Below are 18,474 nucleotides of genomic sequence, written 5' to 3'. Positions count from 1 at the left end.
GCGGTGGCCCCTACAATTGCTGCAGCGCTCCCGCATTACGCTATGATCTGGCTACTTGGGCAGCCCGCGCCCTGTCAGATGCATGGAGCCTATGACCACCCCTAGCGCGACCCTGGACACCAGCAGCCAACCGGCCTGCCTGCGCATCGCCGGTGACTGGACCCTGGCCAACTACACCCAGCTAAAGCAGCACAGCGAACAGCTGCGCGCGCAGTATGGCGCCGATGCCATCGCCGACCTCAGTCAACTCGGCCGCCTGGACACTGCCGGCGCCTCGCTGCTGGTCGAACTGCTCGGCGCCGAACGGCTAGCGCGCTGCACGGGCGAGCTGCCCGAAGCCAACCGGGCGCTGCTCAAGAGCGTCTATTGCTCGTTGCAGGACTACTGTATCCCGGTCAAGGCGCCCGAACGCCCGGTGCTGCTCCTGTTGCTGGCCCGCATCGGCTGCGCCGTCGACACCGTCTGGCAAGACACCCTGCAACTGCTCGGGTTTATCGGGTTGATCCTGGAAACCCTTGTACGACGGGCCTTTCAACCGCATCGCTGGCGCGTCACCCCAGTGGTCGCGCACATCGAGCAGACCGGCTTGGACGCCGCGCCAATCGTGGCCTTGCTGACATTCCTGGTCGGTGCGGTGGTAGCCTTCCTCGGCGCCACGGTACTGGCCGGCTTCGGTGCCAGCATCTTCACCGTCGACCTGGTGGCCTTTTCCTTCCTCCGCGAATTCGGTGTGCTGCTGACTGCCATCCTCATGGCTGGGCGCACGGCCAGTGCCTTCACCGCGCAGATCGGTTCGATGAAGGCCAACGAAGAGATCGACGCTATCCGCACCCTGGGCCTGAACCCGGTGGAACTGCTGGTGGTGCCTAGGGTGCTCGCCCTGTTGATCGCCCTGCCGTTGCTGACCTTTGTCGCCATGCTCTGCGGTATTGTCGGCGGCGCAGCGGTCTGTGCCCTGTCCCTGGGCATCTCGCCGGCGATGTTCCTCTCTCTGCTGCAGAGCGATATCGGCGTGCAGCACTTCATCGTTGGCCTGATCAAGGCACCGTTCTTCGCCTTCCTGATCGCGGCCATCGGTTGCCTGGAAGGCTTCAAAGTCGCGGGTAGCGCCGAATCGGTCGGGGCCCATACCACCTCCAGCGTGGTCCAGTCGATCTTCGTGGTGATCATGCTCGATGCTGTGTTCGCGCTGTTCTTCATGGAGATGGACTGGTGACCGGCGCGCGCGAGACCGTGATCGAGGCACGGGGCATCTGCAACCGATTCGGCAGCCAGAGCGTGCACGAAAACCTCGACCTGGACCTGTACCGCGGCGAGATCCTTGCCGTGGTCGGCGGCTCGGGCAGCGGCAAGTCAGTGCTGCTACGCAGCATCATTGGCCTGCGCCGGCCCAATGAAGGCCAGGTGAAGGTGTTCGGACAGGACCTCGACCAACTCGACAACGAGCAACGCTCCCAGGTAGAACGGCGTTTCGGCGTGCTGTTCCAGAAGGGCGCTCTGTTCTCCTCGCTGACCATCACCGAGAACGTCGCCCTACCGCTGATCGAACACGCCGGCCTCAGCCGCGCCGACGCCGAGCACCTGGCAGGGGTCAAACTGGCGCTGGCCGGGCTACCGATCTCTGCGGCCGACAAATACCCCGCGTCCCTGTCTGGTGGCATGGTCAAGCGCGCCGCCCTGGCCCGGGCCCTAGCGCTAGACCCGGACATCCTGTTCCTCGACGAACCCACTGCCGGCCTCGACCCGATCGGGGCCGCCGCCTTCGACCAGTTGATCCTGACCCTGCGCGATGCCCTGGGCTTGAGTGTGTTCCTGATCACCCACGACCTGGACACCCTCTACACCATCACCGACCGGATAGCCGTACTGTCGCAGAAAAAAGTACTGGTGGCCGGCCCGCTAGCCGAAGTGGAACAGACCGACGATCCGTGGATTCACGACTACTTTCATGGCCCACGCGGCCGCGCAGCTGAACTGGCTGCCACCCGCGTGGCGCAGGAGCCCTGACGATGGAAACCCGTGCGCATCATGTTTTGATCGGCCTGGTCACCGTGCTGGTGGTGTCTGGCGCCATGCTGTTCGGCCTGTGGCTGACCAAGTCCAGCGTCGACGACACGTTCAAGGACTACGAGGTGATATTCAACGAAGCCGTCTCCGGCTTGTCCCGGGGCAGCTCGGTGCAGTACAGCGGGATCAAGGTCGGTGATGTCACCAGCTTGCGCCTGGACCCACAGGACCCGCGCCGCGTCCTGGCGCGCATCCGCTTGAACGCCGACACCCCGGTCAAACAGGACACCCAAGCGAAGCTGACCCTCACCGGCATCACCGGCACCTCGCTCATCCAGCTCAGCGGCGGCACACCTGGCAGCCCGGAACTCAGGGGCAAGGATGGCAAGATCCCGGTGATCATTGCCTCACCGTCCCCCATCTCGCGGTTGCTCAATGACAGCAGCGATCTGGTGACCAACATCAACCTGCTGCTGCACCACGCCAACCTGATGTTCTCCAAGGGCAACATTACCCGCCTGAGCAACACCCTGGGCAACCTGGAGCAAGCCACCGGCGCCTTCGCCAGCCAGAGCGGCGACATCGCCACGGCCATCGGTCAACTGGCCGAAGTGGGCAAGCAAGCCAGCGCCACCCTGGAAGAAACCCGCGAGCTGATGCACAACGCCAACAGCCTGCTCGGCAGCGAAGGCAAGCAGATGTTCGGCAGCGCCGAGCAAGCCATGCAGTCGCTGGCCCAGACCACGGCCACCATCAACGACCTGCTCAACAACAACCGGGAAGCCCTCGACGACGGCGCCCAGGGCCTGAACCAGCTGGCTCCGGCCATCCGCGAGCTGCGCGAGACCCTCAACGCCCTCAAGGGCATCTCCCGCCGCCTGGAAGCCGACCCCGGTGGCTACCTGCTGGGCCGCGACAAGAACAAGGAGTTCGAGCCATGAAACCGTACCTGCGCTACCTCGCACTGAGCACTGCGCTGAGCCTGGGCGCAGGCTGCTCGATCCTGCCGCAGAGCGAGCCGGCCGACATCTATCGCCTGCCAGTGTCCCAGGCCAGCCGAACCGCCATGCCCGTGGACTGGTCGCTGCGCCTGAACAAGCCATTGGCCAGTGAGGTGCTCAATACTCCTCGCATTGCCGTGGTACCCCAGGGCGACCTGATCAGCAGCTACAAAGGCGCCCGTTGGAGCGATCCGGCGCCTGTCCTGCTGCGCAACAGGCTGCTCGACGGCTTCCAACGCGACGGCCGGATACAGCGCCTGAGCGCCGATGACAGCAATCTGCAGGCCGACTACGAGCTGGCTGGCGAGCTGCAGGCATTCCAGAGCGAATACCGCTCAGGAACCGTGGAAGTGGTGATCCGCTACGATGCCCGTCTTGTCCAGGGCCGCAGCCAGCGCATCCTCGCCAGCCAACGCTTCGAAGTGCGTCAACCACTGGCCGACACCCAGGTCGCAGCCGTGGTCGCCGGCTTCGGTGCGGCCAGCGACCAGCTGGTCGAACGCCTGGTGAGCTGGACGCTCACCCAGGCCGGGCAGGCTCAGGCGAAGAACCAGTAGCAGACCAGGATCGCCGCGATCACCCCAGACAGCTCGGCAAGCAGGGCACAGCCCACTGCATGCCGGGCTCGCTGGATACCCACCGCGCCGAAGTACACCGCCAGCACATAGAAGGTGGTTTCGGTGCTGCCCTGGATGGTCGCAGCCACTAGGGCAGGGAAGCTGTCGACGCCATGGGTCTGCATGGTTTCGATCAGCATGGCGCGTGCCGCGCTGCCGGAGAATGGCTTGACCAGCGCCGTGGGCAGGCCTTCGACGAAACGGGTGTCCATGCCCAACCATTCGATCACATGGCGGATGCCATCCAGGGCCAGCTCGAGCGCCCCCGAGGCGCGCAACACACCGACGGCACAGAGCATGGCGACCAGGTAAGGCAGCAGGCTCTTGGCGACATCGAAACCCTCCTTGGCGCCTTCGACGAAGGTTTCATAAACCTTCACCCGCTTCAGCGCGCCGATCACCAGGAACAAGATGATCAGGCCAAACAGGGTCAGGTTGCCGAGGATCGATGAAAGGCTGGCCAGCGCCGCGGCCGACAAGGTGCCGAGAAACGCCATGAAAGCGCCCAGCAACAGCGCGCCAGGGATCAAGTAAGCCAGCACCACCGGGTCCCACAGCCGCAGGCGCTGCATGACTGCTACCGACAGCAGGCCCACCAGCGTCGAGCAACTGGTTGCCAGGAGGATCGGCAGGAACACCAGGGTCGGGTCCATGGCCCCTTGCTGGGCGCGGTACATGAAGATAGTGACGGGCAGCAGCGTCAGGGAGGAGGCATTGAGCACCAGGAACAGAATCTGTGCGTTACTGGCGCTGGTGCTGCTGGGGTTTAGCTCCTGCAACGCGCGCATGGCCTTCAGGCCGATAGGGGTGGCGGCATTGTCCAGGCCCAAGCCATTGGCCGCGAAGTTCAGGGTGATCAGCCCGAGGGCAGGGTGACCAGGTGGCACTTCGGGCATCAGCCGGGCGAACAGCGGGCCGAGTACCTTGGCCAACCACTCGACGATACCAGCCTGCTCGGCGATCTTCAGGAAGCCCAACCAAAGCGTCAGGGTGCCGAACAGCAGGACCATGACCTCGACCGACAGCTTGGCCATGGCAAAGATGCTCTCGACCATCGCGGCAAAGATGCCAGCGTTGCCTCCAACCAGCCATTGGGCCAGGGCGGAGACGGCCGCCACCAGGAAAAAGCCGAGCCAAAGGCCATTGAGCATCCGTTGTACCCCCTGAAAAATGCCCCGAATGATAGCGTATCGAGACTCGTATGCCTTGGGTGTTGTGGCGCTCTCGAGATCTCCGGGTGTCTAGTCCTGAAATAGGTTTACACCTGTTCACTTAAGGCATCTGTCGTATGGTTTGGGGCTGCTGCGCGCCCCATCGCGACACAAGGCCGCTCCCACAAGGGGCTTGCCGATACGTAAATGTATGGCTTGCAAGCCCTCTGTGGGAGCGGCCTTGTGTCGCGATGGGCTGCGTAGCAGCCCCACCTGAAGGCACTCCAGCTTAAGTGAACAGCATTACCGACAGGTCGGGGCTTTCGTTCAGCTCAAGGCCGGCTCACTGGTTGACGGTCTTGCCAGTGATGACCGCTTCCTTGCTGCGCAGGTGCGGCAGGGATTTCCAGTAGCGCTCGCCCTTGGCCGCGTCGTACATGCCTTCCCAGCGTGAGATGACCAGTACGGCGAGGGCGTTGCCGATCACGTTCAGCGCAGTACGGGCCATGTCCATGATCCGGTCGACGCCGGCGATGAAGGCCAGGCCTTCCAGAGGGATGCCCACGCTGCCCAGGGTCGCCAGCAGAACCACGAAGGAAACGCCCGGCACTCCCGCGATGCCCTTGGAGGTGACCATCAGGGTCAAGACCAGCAGCAACTGCTGGCTCAACGACAGGTCGATGCCATACAGCTGGGCAATGAAGATAGCCGCGATGCTCTGGTACAGGGTCGAACCGTCGAGGTTAAAGGAGTAGCCGGTCGGCACCACGAAGCTGCAGATGGCCTTCGGCGCGCCGTAGGCTTCCATCTTCTCGATCACACGCGGCAGGACGGTTTCGGAGCTGGAAGTCGAGTAGGCCAGGACCAGCTCGTCTTTCATGATGCGCATGATTTTGATGATCGAGAAGCCGAACAGGCGAGCCACCAGGCCCAGCACCATGAAGGCGAAGAAGGCGATGGCGAAGTACACCAGCAGCACCAGCTTGGCCAGCGGCAGCAGCGAGGCGAAGCCGAAGTTGGCGACGGTCACGGCGATCAGGGCGAACACACCGATCGGCGCGTAGTTCATGATCATGTGAGTGACCTTGAACATGGTTTCCGAAACGCCCTGGAAGGTACGTACCAGCGGCTCGCGGAGGTCCGCCTGCAGGCTCGACAGGCCCAGGCCGAACAGCACCGAGAAGAAAATGATCGGCAGCATCTCGCCACGCATCAGCGCTGCGAAGATATTCGACGGGATCAGGTTGAGCAGGGTCTCGATGAACGCATGCTCATGCTGAACCTCGGCGGCGGTAGCCTGGTACTTGGAGATGTCCACAGTGCCCAGGGTGCTCATGTCGATGCCGGCGCCCGGGTGGAACAGGTTGGCCAGCACCAGGCCGACCACGATCGCGATGGTGGTCACCACCTCGAAGTAGATGATGGTCTTCAGGCCGATACTGCCCAGTTTCTTCGCGTCGCCAACCCCGGCGATACCCACGATCAACGACGAAATCACGATCGGGATGACGATCATCTTGATCAGGCGAATGAAGATGTCACCAGCTGGCTGTAGGACATTGCTGATCCACCATGCCTTTTCTGCACTGAAATGATTCAGTAATGCGCCGATTGCGACGCCCAGAACGAGGCCGATGAGGATCTGCCAGGCGAGGCTTAGTTTTGCCTTCTTCATGTCATTACCCTTTCTTCAAGTGGACACGGGCGCCTCCCGGAAAACCGCGCAGCAGAGCCTTTTTCAGGATCGCTGAGAGAATTTTGTTCCGTTCGGCGGCTCCGTAGAAGGTCGCCGCAGGCGAGCGTCTTCGCGCTCTGACCAGCGAAAAAGGCGGCAACTATTGCCATGGGAAAGGGGGCAGTCTAATGCCAGAAACGGCTACCCCATGCCGAATCGGCATGGTATTCGAGAGTGAAATTGGGCGTCGTAAGTGCTTGATTTTAGGTTGTTCGGTTTTCCGAACATGACCAAAGCGCCAGAATTCGGCAGAACTGACTGGATCACCTCGACCTTGTGAGCACGTTGTTCGACAATCCGAATGCCCCAAAACAGACGCATAGCTGACCGCTCGACCAAGGAAAAAATATCGATGTACGGTCGCGACAAAATGTGTCTTATGGGAAAAATCCTGCATAGGAACTGGAACGTTCCGAAGGACAGCGCTTCGGAAGCCAGGTCAGCCAAGTACTCGGTCCGACACTGCTGACCTGAAACTTCCGACGCCGCTTCACCTGACCCGGCCCTCAGCGGAGGCACTCCCTGTACCCCTAGGCCACTCCGATCCTGTAACAATCAGAACAGCCCGGCCCCTTGGTCATGCATCGCCCTTCCTCGGGGCGAAGCACCATAGAAGCGTGAACGAGCAAAAGATTCAGCTTCTATATAGTTACAGCGCGTAAACCGCTCAGTACCAGTTCGGGTCGCGCTTGAGCTGTTCACGCAGCAAGGCCTGCATGCCCTCGTCGGGCTTGCCCAGCCAGCGGTAGTCGGCATGCCGGGTTGGCGCCTTGTCCGCTGGCAAGCCCTCGGGAACCTCGACCAACATGCCGTAGGCTTCCTCCTTGTCCCAGCTGAACGCCACGATCAGGCGTTTGTACAGGCACTTTTGCTCCGACTCGCACAAGGGGCCGACCAAGTATTTGTCACCATCCTCCGTGACTGCCGACATCTGCTCCTCGGAGCTGCCGCTGAGATTGATCACCCACTCGGGCAGGCGCTCTTCCTTTTTGACCACGTCCTGCCAGGTCTCCCGATATTCGGGGTCCGTGCCTAACAACTGGTTGACACGAACCTGGCCGTCATTGGCCGCCATTGCCGCTGCGCCGCCACCCAGAAGGAGAGCGGTGGCCAGGGCTGTGCAAAGCGTTCTAGTCATTCTCATCCCCTGCCGCGACGACCAAAGAAGAAGGACACCACGAACAGGACCAGGAAGATAATGAAGAGGATCTTCGCGATACCGGTAGCGGTGCCGGCGATACCACCGAAGCCCAGCACGGCAGCGACAATGGCGATAATCAGGAAGGTAATGGCCCAACTCAGCATGGTGATTCTCCTTACTGTTTTCCGAAATCTATTCGGGGGCGGCGCTTAGAACACCCAGCGCTCTTGGGGTACGACACTGTTTACAGTAGCCGGAGCGGCATCCGATGGAGGCAGGCGGTCAGCGGCCTGCAATACGCTGGCCCGGGTTGCCTGGATCTGCGTCAATAGCGCGGTCTGTGCAGCCACCTGCTGGGCCAGCCGAGCGGTCTGCCAGCTGTGATAGAGCTGGCCGGCCATCAGGGTGAGCATCAACGCCAGGCTCAGGAACAGGACCTGGCGCAGGGGCAATGTGGCGGTCTGCACACGAGTGACGGGATTGCGATTCATGCCGGCTCCTCCTGCTGTACTTTTTATTCAAACCTGAATAGGTCAGTGCAGCCTGCATGCCAGCCTGATGAGTCCTTAAAACTTCTTATAAATCAAATAGTTATAATAAACACCCAAAACACAGAGGGACGTATCCTGCACGATGCCCTCCGAGCGATCGTGCGTTTTGCATGATTCAGCCTTCCACTTTGGTCGCGATTTTGAGCAGATCGGCATCGACACCGCGCACGCCGATGATCTGCCGGGCCACCTCCACGGCGATGGACTTCTGCTCATTGCTGACAACTTCGCCAGACAGCCTGACCAGCCCGTCCTCGCTGACCACCTTGATGTTCGGCCCATCCAGGTTGCGGCTGAACTTGAAGCTGCTCTGGATCTTGTCGATGATCCAGCTGTCGCTGGGTTGCGGCCCTGTAGGTGCGCCCACTGGCGCCTGGCGGGCCTGCGCCATCGCTGCGGTATCCAGGCTGACCAGGTTGTTGACCAGATAGACACCCTCAGTGGTACGTGCCAGTACGCCAGCCAACTCCTTGGCCTCGACGCTGCTCACCCTGCCCCGCAAGGTCACCACGCCATCACGGCTTTCGGCCTCGATGGGTGCCTCTTGGGTGATGCGGCTCCACAGCAGGCGTGCGCGGATGATCGCGCCCAGCGTCGCATCCTCCAGGCGCTGGGCATAAGCGCGTCGTTCTAGCGACTCTTCCACCAGGTCGGCATTGACCTGCAGTTGGTTGTCGACCTCCTCGATGCCTCCCGTCGCCAAGGCGATGCGCTCGGCCAGTTCGCGCTCTACCGGGTTTTCCACCTCCCCGGACAAGCGCGCGGTGCCGCTCTCTACCTGGACGTCGATGCGAAAAGGATTGAGCACCCGGTTCAAGGACAGGGCAGTCTGCAACGCACCCTCCCGCCGGGCATCCTGAACACTGTCGGCAATCGCCGGGGTCATCATCAGGGTCTGACCCAGCAGCAATGCGGTTGCAAGAATGGTCACTCGATGTGGAACAGGCATGACATACCTCCTTTGAATCAAAAGCCTAGGATCGTCGCAACCAGCATGCCAGACGCCGGCCCCCAGGTAATCGCCGGTTTTTCAGTGAGTTAGCCAGGCCACAGGCTAACAGCTAGCATGCAAGGAGCAGAATCAATCAGAATCAGTCATGCAACTTGCCCGATTTTTCCGACACTAACCAAGATCAATCCTACAGGAGCGCGGGAAAATGGAATCAGCCCAGGACACCCAAGGCCGCATTCTGCTGGTAGACGATGAGTCCGCCATCCTGCGTACTTTTCGCTACTGCCTCGAGGATGAAGGCTACAGCGTAGCCACCGCAAACAGCGCTGCACAGGCAGAGTCGCTGTTGCAGCGGCAGGTATTCGACCTGTGCTTCCTCGATCTGCGCCTGGGCGAAGACAATGGCTTGGATGTCTTGGCCCAGATGCGCATCCAGGCGCCTTGGATGCGCGTGGTCATCATTACCGCGCATTCGGCGATCGACACCGCAGTCGATGCCATCCAGGCAGGCGCCGCCGACTATCTGGTCAAGCCATGCAGCCCCGACCAGTTGCGCCTGGCCACGGCCAAGCAACTGGAAGTTCGCCAACTGTCGGCCCGCCTCGAAGCCCTCGAAGGCGAAGTGCGCAAACCCAAGGACGGCCTGGACTCGCACAGCCCGGCGATGATGGCGGTGCTGGAAACCGCGCGCCAGGTCGCGACCACCGATGCCAACATCCTCCTCCTCGGTGAATCGGGGACCGGCAAAGGCGAGCTGGCCCGCGCCATCCATGGCTGGAGCAAGCGGGCACGCAAGGCCTGCGTGACCATCAACTGTCCATCGCTGACCGCCGACCTCATGGAAAGCGAGCTGTTCGGCCATAGTCGTGGCGCGTTCACAGGTGCCAGCGAAAGCACGCTGGGACGCGTCAACCAGGCCGATGGCGGCACGCTTTTCCTGGACGAGATCGGCGACTTCCCCCTGACCTTGCAGCCCAAATTGCTGCGCTTCATCCAAGACAAAGAATACGAGCGGGTCGGCGATCCCATCACCCGCCGCGCCGATGTGCGTATCCTCGCTGCAACCAACCTCAACCTGGAGGACATGGTTCGCGACGGACGTTTCCGTGAGGACCTGCTGTACCGCCTGAACGTGATCACCCTGCACTTGCCGCCGCTGCGCGAACGCAGCGAAGACATCCTGACCCTGGCCGAACGTTTCCTCGCTCGCTTCGTCAAGGAATACTCCCGGCCGGCGCGCGCCTTCAGCGAAGAAGCACGGTCGGCGCTGCTCAACTACCGATGGCCAGGCAACATCCGCGAACTGCGTAATGTGGTCGAACGGGCCAGCATCATCTGCCCCCAGGAGCGGGTCGAGATCAGCCACCTGGGTATGGCCGAGCAGCCTGCCAGCAACGCCCCGCGTGTTGGAGCGGCGTTGAGCCTGGATGAACTGGAGCGAGCGCACATCGGAGCGGTCCTGGCCACCAGTGACACCCTGGACCAAGCCGCCAAGACACTGGGCATCGACGCCTCCACCCTGTACCGCAAGCGCAAGCAGTACAACTTATGAAATGGACGATAAAGCTGCGTACGCGGCTTTTTCTCAGCATATCCGCACTGATCACCGTCGCCCTGCTCGGCTTGCTGTTGGGCTTGGTCAGCGTATTGCAAATGGCCACGTCACAACAGGCATTGGTGCGTAACACCACCCACAACCTTGAAGTGGGCCTGAAGCTACGGCAAAACCTGGGCGAGCAACTGAACCTCATCCTCGATGACACCATCGACCAGGAAAACCTCGAAGCCTTGCAGAACGACTTCCAGCACCTGCTGGACACAGGCCTGGAGCAGGGCGGTGAACGCACCGGCTTCAGCAAGGCGAGCAGCAACTACCAGACGTTTCTCCAAGTCTTTCGCAACAGTACCGAGCCTGCGCGCAGCATGGGCATCGATGAACCGCTGGGCGCGGCATTCAACCAGGTGCGCAACGACCTGATCGACTCGCACAAGCAAGCCCTGGAGCACATCACCCACAGCGAGGAGCTCGCCCGCGACCGCGCTTTACTGATCAGTGGCTTGCTGGGTGTGATGGGGTTGGCCGTGCTGATCCTCGGTTTTATCACGGCACACAACATTGCCCGGCGTTTCGGGCACCCCATCGAGGCCCTGGCCAAGGCCGCCGACCAGGTCGGGCAGGGTAATTTCGATGTCACCTTGCCTGTCACCCAGGCGGCCGAGTTGAACCAGCTGACCCGGCGCTTCGGCATGATGGCCGATGCCTTACGCAAGCATCAGGCAACCAATATCGATGAATTGCTGGCCGGCCAGCAGCGCCTGCAAGCCGTACTCGACAGCATCGATGACGGTCTGTTGATCATCGACCGCCAGGGGCATCTGGAGCACTTGAACCCGGTTGCCCAGCGCCAGCTGGGATGGGATGACAGCCGTCTGGGCAGCGGCCTGGGCGATGCCCTGCAACGACCTGAACTGGACCAGCAACTGCGCCAGGTGCTGCGCGGCGGTAGTCTCGACCGGCCACCGGAAGACCTGAGCCTGGAGGTCGATGAAGAAACCCGCTTGCTCACCTACAGCCTGACTCCGGTGAGTCATCCACAAGGGCCGATCCTTGGTGCCGTGATGGTGCTGCACGATGTCACCGAGCAACGCGCCTTCGAGCGCGTGCGCAGCGAGTTCGTGCTGCGTGCGTCCCATGAGCTGCGCACGCCGATCACCGGCATGCACATGGCCTTCGGCCTCCTGCGTGAACGGCTGAAATTCCCAGCCGAGGCCAGGGAAAGCGACCTGATCGAAACCATCAGCGAAGAAATGCAGCGCCTCACCCAGCTGATCAATGACCTGCTGAACTTCTCGCGCTATCAGAGTGGACTACAGAAGCTGGAGCTGGCCCCGTGCGCCATCGATGACTTGCTTGAGCACGCCCGGTTGCGTTTCACCGAACAGGCGGCGGACAAGCAGATAGATCTGCTCGTCGAGCTGGAACTGCCACTGCCGCGCATCCAGGCCGACACAGCCCAACTCGAACGGGTACTGGACAACCTGCTGCACAACGCCATCCGCCACACCGCCGCCGGCGGGCGTATCCGCCTGCACGCGCGCCGCCATGCCGAACGGGTGATTATCAGTGTCGAAGACAACGGCGAGGGCATCGCCTATGGTCAGCAGGGACGGATCTTCGAACCGTTCGTACAAGTCGGCCGCAAAAAAGGTGGAGCAGGGCTGGGCCTGGCCCTGTGCAAGGAGATCGTGCAGTTGCACGGTGGGCGCATGGGTGTCTTTTCGCGCCCCGGCCAGGGCACGCAGTTCTACATGGCGCTGCCGGTGTGACCAAGCTCAGGCCTCGTCGTCGACACGTCTTGCCGCCATGCGGCGGCCACGGGTGATCAGCTCGGCAAACTGACGGGCGCTGAGCGGATGGGCGAACAACCAGCCCTGGCCATAGTTCACCCCTTCACTATGGAGCAGCTCGGCCTGGTCCTCGCATTCGATGCCTTCGGCGATCACCTCCAATTGCAGCGCATGCGCCATGCGGATGATATGCGGTGCCACGCCACTGCTGGCCGCATCATGACCGAGGGCATCGATGAAAGCCTTATCGATCTTCAGGCAATCCACCGGCAGGGTCTGCAGGTAGGCCAGGCTGCAATAGCCAGTGCCGAAATCATCAATCAGTACCTGGTGCCCAACCGCACGCAAGGCCTGCAGGTTGTCACGCGCCACCACCACATCGATCAGGCCGCGCTCAGTCACTTCGAAGGCGATCTGGCTGGCCGCTACATGGTGGATGGCCAGCAAGCGCGCAGCCACCCGCCCAATGCGCGGAACCATGACATCGCACGCGGCCAGGTTCACCGAGATATAGAGTTGACGGTTGGCACGCAGCAACTGGCCCAGTTGCTCCAGCACCCGCTGCAGGACGAAATCGGTGATCTGGCGAATCTGCCCGGTGTTCTCGGCCAGGGGGATGAACAGATCCGGGCTGGTCAAAGTGCCGTCCGGCCGACGCCAGCGCACCAGCGCCTCGGCGCCCACGCAGCGCCGGCTGTTCAATTCGAAGATCGGTTGGTAGAGCACCTGCAACTCTCCCCGGCGCAAGGCACCCTGCAGCTCCGAACTCATCGAGCGGCGCTGGCGAATCAACTGCAATACCAGCCAGCCAATGCAGCTGGCCAGCAACAGGCTGCCCGGGAACAGCAACCAGAGCATGCCGTTCATCTTCAGTGGCAGGCTGGCCCGAGGAGCGATCAGCACCAACTGGTAATCCGGCGACTTGGTCGGCATGCGGTAGATCAGGCGGTCCGAGAGCTCCAGCAAGGCCTTGTCCGTTGGCGGCGGCCAATCCGCATCCGGTGGCCAGGACTGCGCCGGTCCCAATACCGGTATCGCCCGCATACCGCGGTCCAGCACCACCAGCAAGCTACCCTCGGGCGGCAAGTCGACCACATCCGTCAGATGGCCACGGGAGGTCGAGACCAGGAATTGCCCGCGCCCCAGCATCAAGGCCGCGAGGTTCTCATCGGGCTCGGTGGTGGTGTTGAGCCAGTAACTGTAGGTCGGGCCCTGGATGTCCGGAGGCCGCAATGGATGGATGACACGCTCGCCTACCCGATTGGAGCAGGCGATATTGCCATCGACATAGGCTGCTTCGTAGACGAAACGGGAGCTCAGGCCAACCTGCTGCAAAGCAGCCAGCATTGAATCATCACAACCGCGCAAAGGCTGCGCCTGCAGTTGGTCGACACCTTCGCGCAACTGGCCGAACACCTGCTCGAGACGTTCGAGAAAGCGCTCGCCCTTGGCGTTCATCTGTTCGCTTTCGCTCTGCCGCACCTGCTGCAGGGTCACACCGACGCTCGCCAGCAACAGCAAGGCCGCACTGGCCAGGGCCACAAGAGAGGCCAGCAGCCAGGGTCTGTAGAACAGATGGCGCAGAGCGGCTAAGGTTGCTGACATCAAGAAACATCCAGTTGATTACCAAGAGGTATAGCAACTGTCAGGCAAGTCAGCCTCGCCGTTGGGCGGCGCCTCAACGCTGGTTGTTGAGCACCTGCAGCATGGCGGCTGTCTGGGCGTCCGGCACACCGTCGAAGCGTTGCGGACGGAAACGCATCTGGAAGGCGGCCAAGACGTGCCGAGTACTCACATCCAGCTCGCCAGTCTGGTCGATGGCATAGCCAAATCGCGACAGCTGCTGCTGGAACCAGGTGATGCTCGGCAGGTTTACGTTGAAGCGCGCCTGCTGCTGGGCCACTGCCCGAGCGTCCGGCCACACGCCCACTCCGGCATCGGCCAGGCGCTTCCAGGGGAACACCGGGCCGGGGTCGAGCTTGCGCAACGGCGCAATGTCGCTATGACCGATGATGTGCCGGGGATCGATGCCGTTGCGCTGGACGATATCCTTGAGCAGAGCGATCAGCACCTCGATCTGCGCCTCGGTGTAAGGATGCCAGACTCGGCCGGCAGGTGTGTCGGTGTAGCCTGGATTGACGATTTCGATACCGATGGAGCTGGAGTTGAGCCAGGTCCGACCTTGCCACTGGCTGTCACCGGCATGCCAGGCGCGTCGGCTCTCATCGACCAACTGGTAGACGGTGGCGGGACCGTCACCGATCAGGTAATGGCTGCTGACTTCACCGTGGGTCAACAGAGCCAGCGAACGCTCTAGCGAGGCGTTGGTGTAATGCAGGACGACGAACTGAATACGGTTGTCCTGGTTGACCGAGGTATGGCTACGGTCAATGCGCAGGCCAGTGGAGCAGCCAGCCAGCATCAAGAGCAGAAGGGCGGTGAAAAACGCTTTCATGGTGAAGTCACATCGTGGCGAGTCGGTAATGCAATAGCATAACGTATCCCTGCACGGGCCACTCACCCCTGTTCAACGCAGTTACGTCCAAGGTCCTTGGCGCGGTACAGCGCTTCGTCGGCACGCTTGAACACGGCATCGCTACGCTCGCCGGAACGGAATGTGCTGATGCCAATGGACAGGGTAATCACCACACGCTCTCCCTTGAAGTGGAATGGACAGGCCTCGATTGCCGCACGCAAAGCGTCTGCCTGTTGCCGACCATCCAGCAGAGGAGTTTGGGGCATCAGCAGGACGAACTCCTCGCCACCGAACCGGGCAATGAAGTCGTTGCCGCGCAAGCGTCTGCGCAGTTCGTTGGCAACGATCTTGAGCACCTTGTCGCCCGCCAGGTGGCCGTAGTTATCATTGATGCGCTTGAAGTGATCAAGATCGAGAATAGCCATCAACAGCTGGCCGCCGTGCTCCTGCCAGGCCTGCACCTCCTGCTCGACCCGCTCGGACCAGGCCGCGCGGTTGGGCAGGCCAGTCAAGGGGTCGACCAGGGCCTTCTGCCGTTGCTCCTCCAGATGCTCGCGGTAGCCCATCGCTTCCTGCTCCATGCTCGCCACACGCTCGGCTAGGCCCTGCAGGCGGCCGGCCAGCTCCTGCTCGCGCTGCCCGCGCTGCTGCTGGTGCTCGTCCATGGTGGCGAGCAGGCCTTCAAGGCGGTTTTCCAGGATGTGTTTGAGGCTGTCGAGATCGGCTGCGCCTTGGACACTGCTCTGCAGGCCGTCCACTTGCTCGCGCAACTGGTTGTCGAGGTCACGGGCGACCGACGTGTTGTCGGCATGGCCGGCGCTGGCTTCCTGCAGATGGCTATGGAAGGACTCCAGTCGCTCGTTGAGCTGCTGGAGGTAGGCTTCGAACTCGTGCTGGCCGCTGTCGGTGATGGCCAGCATCAACACTGCAAGGTCATCCAGCACCGGTATCAACTCGTACCAGTTCAGTCCGTGGGCCACGCGCTCACGCATGGTAAGGGCCTGGGCCTTGTGCCGCTCCGGCAGGCTCAAGTCATCGAGCAGGCTGATCAGGGTGTGCTCAATGTGGGCGGCCACCGAACTGTAGCTCGGCTCGCGGGTGTCCGGCAGCGCATACCCCATCGCTTCACCGGATACCTCTATTGTTTCGGTCTCGCCGACAGACTGTTCCGCTGGTTCCGGAAACCCGGACAGTTCCCCTGCTATAGCCGGCTCCGCGGCAGCCTCCTGCTCGTCGCCCCCAGCCACCTCAGGACTTGCCGTGGCAGCACGCTCATCCTGCGCCGCAGTCGCTTGAGCAGCTACAGGTTTTGGCAAGGATTGGAGCTCATCCGCATCGGACCGGGTCTCGCTCCAATGGCTGGTTTGCAGGACAACAGGCGCTTGCACCGGCACCACTGCGGCATCAGTAGCCACTTGGGCAGACTGCGCCTGCGGCTCATTGCGACCACCGAGCAAGCGTTGCAGAAAGCCCGGGCGGGCGGGCTCTTCCGGCTGCTCCAGTACCGACAATGCCCGCCCCTGCAAGCCACTGAGTTCACTGAGCAGCAAAGGCAGCTCACGCGCCTGGCCGACACGCCCCTCGAGCTGCTTGGCGAACTTCTTCAGGGGACGGCTGATCTCGCCAGGTAAAGGCAACCTCTGCAACTGGTTGACCAACGCGGCCAGCGCCGTACTGACCTGACCCAAGCGAGTTTCGCGGCGCTGCTCGGAATCAAGCACGGCCTTTTCCAGGCGTGGAATCAAGCCGGCCAGGGCGGCGTCCATGTTGTCGCTGCGGATGACCTCGCGCATTTCCTTCATGCACTGGTCAACCGCGCCATCGCTGCCCTCTGCAGCCAGGGTGCTACGAACCAGGCCCCGGCGCAGCAGATCGAGACGAGCCTCCCAACGGCGCTCGAGCTGTTCCTGTTGTTCGAGGCTCTTGAAGTATTTTTCTTTCCAGCGCTGCGCTTCGTCGGTCATGCCTGGGTCCGCTGCGGGGTGATGGCAATTAGCTCAAAACCGGCAGCGTATCCACAGCCAAGGCATCAGGCAAACGAATCTCGACAGCGACAGGAAGATGGTCGGAAATCGGCTGGGCCAGCACCTCGACCCGCTCCAGGGTCAGGCTCGGGCTGAGCAGAATGTGATCAAGGCAGCGCTGCGGCCGCCAACTGGGAAAGGTCGCCTCGACCTGCGGCGCAATCAGGCCCAGGTCGCGCAGGGGAGAATATTCGAGCAAGTCGTTGGCATGGGTATTCATATCCCCCATCAGCACCTGATGCCGGTAGCCACCGATCAGTTCGCGGATATAGGCCAACTGCAGTGCTCGGGTCTTGGCGCCAAGCGCCAGGTGCATCATCACCACGATCAGCGCATCCTCGCCCTCGCCGAAACGCACCAGGATCGCCCCGCGGCCGGCTGGACCGGGCAGCGGATGGTCTTCAAGCAGTTGCGGCTTGAGGCGGCTCAAAACACCGTTGCTGTGCTGGGCGAAGCGGCCGAGGTTGCGGTTGAGTTGCTGGTACCAGTAAGGAAAGGCGCCCAGCTGGGCCAGGTGCTCGACCTGATTGATATAACCCGAGCGCAGGCTGCCACCATCGGCTTCCTGCAAGGCCACCAGGTCGAAATCGCCAATCAGCTCGCCGATCTTCTGCAGGTTCCCGGCACGACCGTTGTGCGGCAGCAGGTGCTGCCAGCTACGGGTCAGGTAGTGCCGGTAACGCTCGGTGCTGATGCCGACCTGGATGTTGAAACTGAGCAGCCGCAGACGTCCATCCTCTGGCAGGCCAGAAGCCTGCAGGTGATGTTCGTTGACCTGCGGCTGGTGCAAGGCAACGCCACGCGTGGTTTTCCAGCGGGGCATGGTCAGCGCCGCTTACTTGGCGGCGCGCTCCTTGTCGATCAGTTGGTCGGCAACGTTCAGCACGCCTTCCGGACCACCGGCGCTGCCCAGGTCGAAGCGGTACTTGCCGTTGACCACCATGCTCGGCACGCCGGTGATCTCGTACTTCTTCGCCAGGTCCTTGGCCTGCTGCACCTGGCCCTTGATGGCGAAGGAGTTGAAGGTGGCGAGGAACTTGTCCTTATCCACGCCCTGGGTGGCGAGGAACTCGGCCATTTCGTCCGGGGAGGTCAGGCGCTTGCGTTGGTTCTGAATCGCGTCGAACACCGCTGCATGAACCTTGTGCTCCACGCCCATGGCTTCCAGGGTCAGGAACATCTGGCCATGGGCATCCCATGGGCCACCGAACATGGCGGGTACGCGTTTGAAGTTGACATCATCCGGCAGCTTCTCGGCCCATGGATTGATGGTCGGCTCAAAGTGATAGCAGTGCGGGCAGCCGTACCAGAACAGTTCCACCACTTCGATCTTGCCTGGCTTGGAAACCGGCACGGGGTTGCTCAGCTCGAAATATTGCTCGCCTGCCACAGCAGGCTCCGCGGCCTGGACACTGGCGACTCCGAACACGCTGGCGGCGACCAGCGCAGCGCTGAGAATCAGTTTACGCAT

The 18,474-nt window shown here is 62.0% G+C and carries 16 protein-coding genes and 1 pseudogene; 6 read left to right on the top strand and 11 right to left on the bottom strand.

The window, feature by feature from the left end; all coding sequences use genetic code 11:
* The first annotated feature begins 82 nt into the window (after nucleotides 1–82).
* From ACYU03_RS00525 to ACYU03_RS00510, 4 genes are read left to right on the top strand one after another with little or no spacing between them, the layout of a single operon-like run.
* Nucleotides 83–1,216, top strand: coding sequence for an MlaE family lipid ABC transporter permease subunit (locus tag ACYU03_RS00525; RefSeq protein ID WP_461887584.1), 1,134 nt, complete (start codon nucleotides 83–85; stop codon nucleotides 1,214–1,216).
* Nucleotides 1,213–2,007: an ABC transporter ATP-binding protein gene (locus ACYU03_RS00520; protein WP_461887582.1), complete on the top strand. Its 795-nt coding sequence runs from the start codon at nucleotides 1,213–1,215 to the stop codon at nucleotides 2,005–2,007. The genes ACYU03_RS00525 and ACYU03_RS00520 overlap by 4 nt, the downstream gene beginning before the upstream one ends.
* 2 nt (nucleotides 2,008–2,009) lie before the next feature.
* Nucleotides 2,010–2,948, top strand: coding sequence for an MlaD family protein (locus ACYU03_RS00515; RefSeq protein WP_461887580.1), 939 nt, complete (start codon nucleotides 2,010–2,012; stop codon nucleotides 2,946–2,948).
* Nucleotides 2,945–3,565 (top strand): ABC-type transport auxiliary lipoprotein family protein, encoded by a 621-nt coding sequence (locus tag ACYU03_RS00510; protein ID WP_461887579.1) that lies wholly within the window; start codon nucleotides 2,945–2,947, stop codon nucleotides 3,563–3,565. The genes ACYU03_RS00515 and ACYU03_RS00510 overlap by 4 nt, the downstream gene beginning before the upstream one ends.
* Here the strand turns inward: ACYU03_RS00510 and ACYU03_RS00505 are convergent.
* The 6 genes from ACYU03_RS00505 to ACYU03_RS00480 all read right to left on the bottom strand — a co-directional run bounded on the left by ACYU03_RS00505 (nucleotide 3,547) and on the right by ACYU03_RS00480 (nucleotide 9,152).
* The gene (locus ACYU03_RS00505) at nucleotides 3,547–4,776 is read right to left on the bottom strand and encodes a nucleoside recognition domain-containing protein (protein ID WP_461887578.1); all 1,230 of its coding nucleotides are present in this window, start codon (nucleotides 4,774–4,776) and stop codon (nucleotides 3,547–3,549) included. The genes ACYU03_RS00510 and ACYU03_RS00505 overlap by 19 nt on opposite strands.
* 343 nt (nucleotides 4,777–5,119) lie before the next feature.
* Nucleotides 5,120–6,451, bottom strand: a complete 1,332-nt coding sequence (gltP, locus tag ACYU03_RS00500; RefSeq protein WP_461887577.1) for a glutamate/aspartate:proton symporter GltP — start codon at nucleotides 6,449–6,451, stop codon at nucleotides 5,120–5,122.
* Between the two features lie 727 nt (nucleotides 6,452–7,178).
* Entirely contained in the window at nucleotides 7,179–7,649 is a 471-nt protein-coding gene (locus tag ACYU03_RS00495) for an inhibitor of vertebrate lysozyme family protein (protein ID WP_461887575.1), read from the bottom strand.
* Between the two features lie 2 nt (nucleotides 7,650–7,651).
* The gene (locus ACYU03_RS00490; protein ID WP_461887574.1) at nucleotides 7,652–7,816 is read right to left on the bottom strand and encodes a DUF1328 domain-containing protein; all 165 of its coding nucleotides are present in this window, start codon (nucleotides 7,814–7,816) and stop codon (nucleotides 7,652–7,654) included.
* 45 nt (nucleotides 7,817–7,861) lie between these two features.
* Nucleotides 7,862–8,143 carry a hypothetical protein gene (locus ACYU03_RS00485; protein WP_461887573.1) on the bottom strand — a complete coding sequence of 94 codons (282 nt, stop codon included), beginning with the start codon at nucleotides 8,141–8,143 and terminating at the stop codon, nucleotides 7,862–7,864.
* 175 nt (nucleotides 8,144–8,318) lie between these two features.
* The gene (locus tag ACYU03_RS00480) at nucleotides 8,319–9,152 is read right to left on the bottom strand and encodes a BON domain-containing protein (RefSeq protein WP_461887572.1); all 834 of its coding nucleotides are present in this window, start codon (nucleotides 9,150–9,152) and stop codon (nucleotides 8,319–8,321) included.
* Between the two features lie 208 nt (nucleotides 9,153–9,360).
* Between ACYU03_RS00480 and algB the strand changes: the two genes are divergently transcribed.
* Both algB and ACYU03_RS00470 read left to right on the top strand, forming a co-directional pair.
* Nucleotides 9,361–10,707, top strand: a complete 1,347-nt coding sequence (gene algB, locus ACYU03_RS00475) for a sigma-54-dependent response regulator transcription factor AlgB (RefSeq protein WP_461887571.1) — start codon at nucleotides 9,361–9,363, stop codon at nucleotides 10,705–10,707.
* Entirely contained in the window at nucleotides 10,704–12,482 is a 1,779-nt protein-coding gene (locus ACYU03_RS00470) for a KinB sensor domain-containing domain (protein WP_461887570.1), read from the top strand. Before algB ends, ACYU03_RS00470 begins: the two co-directional genes overlap by 4 nt.
* Before the next feature lie 6 nt (nucleotides 12,483–12,488).
* On the opposite strand, the gene ACYU03_RS00465 is transcribed toward ACYU03_RS00470, so the two are convergent.
* The 5 genes and pseudogenes from ACYU03_RS00465 to dsbA all read right to left on the bottom strand — a co-directional run bounded on the left by ACYU03_RS00465 (nucleotide 12,489) and on the right by dsbA (nucleotide 18,474).
* Nucleotides 12,489–14,108 (bottom strand): EAL domain-containing protein, encoded by a 1,620-nt coding sequence (locus tag ACYU03_RS00465; protein WP_461887568.1) that lies wholly within the window; start codon nucleotides 14,106–14,108, stop codon nucleotides 12,489–12,491.
* A gap of 73 nt (nucleotides 14,109–14,181) precedes the next feature.
* Nucleotides 14,182–14,958, bottom strand: coding sequence for an N-acetylmuramoyl-L-alanine amidase (locus tag ACYU03_RS00460; RefSeq protein WP_461887567.1), 777 nt, complete (start codon nucleotides 14,956–14,958; stop codon nucleotides 14,182–14,184).
* 62 nt (nucleotides 14,959–15,020) lie between these two features.
* Nucleotides 15,021–16,943, bottom strand: a complete 1,923-nt coding sequence (locus tag ACYU03_RS00455; RefSeq protein WP_461887566.1) for a GGDEF domain-containing protein — start codon at nucleotides 16,941–16,943, stop codon at nucleotides 15,021–15,023.
* A 28-nt stretch (nucleotides 16,944–16,971) separates the two neighbouring features.
* Nucleotides 16,972–17,804 (bottom strand): annotated as a pseudogene (locus ACYU03_RS00450) (endonuclease/exonuclease/phosphatase family protein).
* 34 nt (nucleotides 17,805–17,838) lie between these two features.
* Nucleotides 17,839–18,474 (bottom strand): thiol:disulfide interchange protein DsbA, encoded by a 636-nt coding sequence (gene dsbA / locus ACYU03_RS00445; protein WP_461887565.1) that lies wholly within the window; start codon nucleotides 18,472–18,474, stop codon nucleotides 17,839–17,841.

This window comes from Pseudomonas sp. X10, from assembly GCF_054889225.1.
Note: the sequence above shows the minus strand (reverse complement) of the source record. Positions and strands in the feature narration are given on the sequence as shown.

Coding starts and splice junctions, on each gene's coding strand:
- ACYU03_RS00525 (WP_461887584.1), top strand. CDS start 83: ATGGAGCCTATGACCACCCCTAGCGCGACCCTGGACACCAGCAGCCAA.
- ACYU03_RS00515 (WP_461887580.1), top strand. CDS start 2,010: ATGGAAACCCGTGCGCATCATGTTTTGATCGGCCTGGTCACCGTGCTG.
- ACYU03_RS00510 (WP_461887579.1), top strand. CDS start 2,945: ATGAAACCGTACCTGCGCTACCTCGCACTGAGCACTGCGCTGAGCCTG.
- ACYU03_RS00505 (WP_461887578.1), bottom strand. CDS start 4,776: ATGCTCAATGGCCTTTGGCTCGGCTTTTTCCTGGTGGCGGCCGTCTCC.
- gltP (WP_461887577.1), bottom strand. CDS start 6,451: ATGAAGAAGGCAAAACTAAGCCTCGCCTGGCAGATCCTCATCGGCCTC.
- ACYU03_RS00495 (WP_461887575.1), bottom strand. CDS start 7,649: ATGACTAGAACGCTTTGCACAGCCCTGGCCACCGCTCTCCTTCTGGGT.
- ACYU03_RS00490 (WP_461887574.1), bottom strand. CDS start 7,816: ATGCTGAGTTGGGCCATTACCTTCCTGATTATCGCCATTGTCGCTGCC.
- ACYU03_RS00485 (WP_461887573.1), bottom strand. CDS start 8,143: ATGAATCGCAATCCCGTCACTCGTGTGCAGACCGCCACATTGCCCCTG.
- ACYU03_RS00480 (WP_461887572.1), bottom strand. CDS start 9,152: ATGCCTGTTCCACATCGAGTGACCATTCTTGCAACCGCATTGCTGCTG.
- algB (WP_461887571.1), top strand. CDS start 9,361: ATGGAATCAGCCCAGGACACCCAAGGCCGCATTCTGCTGGTAGACGAT.
- ACYU03_RS00470 (WP_461887570.1), top strand. CDS start 10,704: ATGAAATGGACGATAAAGCTGCGTACGCGGCTTTTTCTCAGCATATCC.
- ACYU03_RS00465 (WP_461887568.1), bottom strand. CDS start 14,108: ATGTCAGCAACCTTAGCCGCTCTGCGCCATCTGTTCTACAGACCCTGG.
- ACYU03_RS00460 (WP_461887567.1), bottom strand. CDS start 14,958: ATGAAAGCGTTTTTCACCGCCCTTCTGCTCTTGATGCTGGCTGGCTGC.
- ACYU03_RS00455 (WP_461887566.1), bottom strand. CDS start 16,943: ATGACCGACGAAGCGCAGCGCTGGAAAGAAAAATACTTCAAGAGCCTC.
- dsbA (WP_461887565.1), bottom strand. CDS start 18,474: ATGCGTAAACTGATTCTCAGCGCTGCGCTGGTCGCCGCCAGCGTGTTC.